The organism is Streptomyces purpurogeneiscleroticus, from assembly GCF_020024005.1.
GTDB classification, from domain to species: domain Bacteria; phylum Actinomycetota; class Actinomycetes; order Streptomycetales; family Streptomycetaceae; genus Streptomyces; species Streptomyces purpurogeneiscleroticus.
In genome coordinates, this window is the sequence record NZ_NHSG01000228.1 from 1 (window position 1) to 2,657 (window position 2,657).

General features: G+C 69.9%; 2 protein-coding genes. Both read left to right on the plus strand.

The features are described 5' to 3' along the window. The coding region (locus tag CCS38_RS14900) for a CHAD domain-containing protein (protein ID WP_223733744.1) at positions 1-466 on the plus strand (466 nt) is incomplete at its 5' end. A 61-nt stretch (positions 467-527) separates the two neighbouring features. Continuing rightward, positions 528-2,453, plus strand: a complete 1,926-nt coding sequence (locus CCS38_RS14905) for a TIGR03960 family B12-binding radical SAM protein (RefSeq protein WP_223733745.1) — start codon at positions 528-530, stop codon at positions 2,451-2,453. Positions 2,454-2,657 lie beyond the last annotated feature (204 nt).

The window sequence follows — 2,657 nt, forward strand, 5'->3', positions numbered from 1 at the left end:
CGCCGCCCGGGTACTGCCCAAAGCGGTCGAGCGGGACTTCCGGCGGCTGGCCGGCCACGTGGCGACCGCGCTCGCCGCGCCGCCCGGCCCCGACCGGGACCTCGCCCTCCACGAGGCCCGCAAGGCCGCCAAGCGCACCCGCTACGCGGCGGAGGCCGCCCGCCCCGAGCTGGGCCGCCCCGCGAAGGAGCTCGCCGCCCGCATGACGGAGCTCCAGGAACTGCTCGGCGACCACCAGGACGGCGTGGTCGCCCGCGAAGCACTGCGCGACCTGGCCGCCCAGGCCCACGCGGCGGGCGAGAACGCCTTCGCGTACGGCGTCCTGTACGCCCGCGAGGAGGCCCGCGCCACCACCCGCGAACACGAGCTGCCGGCCCTGTGGGCCACGATCGCCCCACCGGACCTCCGGGCGGCGCTGACCAGCGACGTCGGCGCGGATTCGGGTACCGCCGGGGGAGCGCGTTAGGCTTGAGGGTCACCCTTCCCAGCTCATGCTGTGCTGTGCCGATCTAAGAGAGAACGCCGCGATGCCTGTCGAGACGGTCTTCCCGCGCCTGGAAGCGCTTCTCCCGCATGTCCAGAAGCCCATCCAGTACGTCGGTGGAGAGCTCAACTCCACCGTCAAGGACTGGGACGCGTGCGACGTGCGCTGGGCGCTCATGTACCCCGACGCGTACGAGGTCGGGCTGCCCAACCAGGGCGTCCAGATCCTGTACGAGGTCCTGAACGAGCGCGACGGCGTGCTCGCCGAGCGCACCTACAGCGTCTGGCCCGACCTCGAAGCGCTGATGCGCGAGCACGGTGTGCCGCAGTTCACGGTCGACGCACACCGCCCCATCGACGCGTTCGACGTGCTCGGCGTCTCCTTCTCCACCGAGCTGGGCTACACCAACCTGCTCACCGCGCTGGACCTGGCGAACATCCCCATGTACGCCAAGGACCGCACGGAGGACCACCCGCTGATCCTCGCGGGCGGCCACGCCGCCTTCAATCCCGAGCCGATCGCGGACTTCCTGGACTGCGCGGTGGTCGGCGACGGCGAGCAGGCCGTCCTGGAGATCACCGAGATCATCCGGGCGTGGAAGAACGAGGGCCGCCCCGGTGGCCGCGACGAGCTGCTGTTCCGCCTCGCGAAGACCGGCAGCGTCTACGTCCCCAAGTTCTACGACGTGGAGTACCTCGCCGACGGCCGCATCAGCCGCGTCGTGCCGAACCGCTCCGGCGTCCCGTGGCGCGTGTCCAAGCACACCGTCATGGACCTCGACGAGTGGCCCTACCCGAAGCAGCCGCTCGTCCCCCTGGCCGAGACCGTCCACGAACGGATGTCGGTCGAGATCTTCCGTGGCTGCACCCGCGGCTGCCGTTTCTGCCAGGCCGGCATGATCACGCGTCCCGTACGGGAGCGAAGCATCACCGGCATCGGCGACATGGTGGACAAGGGCCTCAAGGCCACGGGATTCGAGGAGGTCGGCCTGCTGTCGCTGTCCTCCGCGGACCACACCGAGATCGGCGACATCGCCAAGGGCCTCGCCGACCGGTACGAAGAGGACAAGATCGGCCTCTCCCTCCCCTCCACCCGCGTCGACGCGTTCAACATCGACCTGGCCAACGAGCTGACCCGCAACGGCCGCCGCTCGGGCCTGACGTTCGCGCCCGAGGGCGGCTCGGAACGCATCCGCAAGGTCATCAACAAGATGGTCTCGGAGGAGGACCTCATCCGTACGGTCTCCACGGCCTACGGCAACGGCTGGCGGCAGGTGAAGCTGTACTTCATGTGCGGCCTGCCGACCGAGACCGACGAGGACGTGCTGCAGATCGGCGACATGGCGGTCAACGTCATCGCCGAGGGCCGCCGGGTCTCCGGCCAGAACGACATCCGCTGCACGGTCTCCATCGGCGGCTTCGTCCCCAAGCCGCACACCCCCTTCCAGTGGGCCCCGCAGCTCTCCGCCGAGGAGACCGACGCCCGCCTGGAGAAGCTCCGCGACAAGATCCGCGGCGACAAGAAGTACGGCCGCTCCATCGGCTTCCGCTACCACGACGGCAAGCCCGGCATCGTCGAGGGCCTGCTCTCCCGCGGCGACCGCCGCATCGGCGCCGTGATCCGCGCGGTCTACGAGGACGGCGGCCGCTTCGACGGCTGGCGCGAGCACTTCTCCTACGACCGCTGGATGCAGGCCGCGGAGAAGACCCTCCCCGACTACGGCGTCGACGTCGCCTGGTACACCACCCGCGAGCGCACCTACGAAGAGGTCCTCCCCTGGGACCACCTGGACTCCGGCCTGGACAAGGACTGGCTCTGGGAGGACTGGCAGGACGCCCTCGACGAAACCGAGGTCGACGACTGCCGCTGGACCCCTTGCTTCGACTGCGGGGTGTGCCCGCAGATGGACACGGAGATCCAGATCGGCCCGACCGGGAAGAAGCTGCTCCCGCTCACGGTCGTGAAGTAGCAGACACCGACGTACGGCAGTTCGGCCCGGTCGCCGCAATTCGGTGGCCGGGCCGAAGTGTTGGCCGCACACTGTTGCGATGCCACAGCTGATCGCACCCACGCTGCGTGTCCAGGCGTCGTTTCTGGAGGCGGTAAAGGAGCTCCGGGCCGAGGGCCGGGGGGAGGAGGGGGACGACTCGGCCGTCGGGCGGGAGATCCGTGA

Excerpts from the sequence above, each read along its gene's own strand:
- CCS38_RS14905 (WP_223733745.1), top strand. The coding sequence starts at position 528 with ATGCCTGTCGAGACGGTCTTCCCGCGCCTGGAAGCGCTTCTCCCGCAT.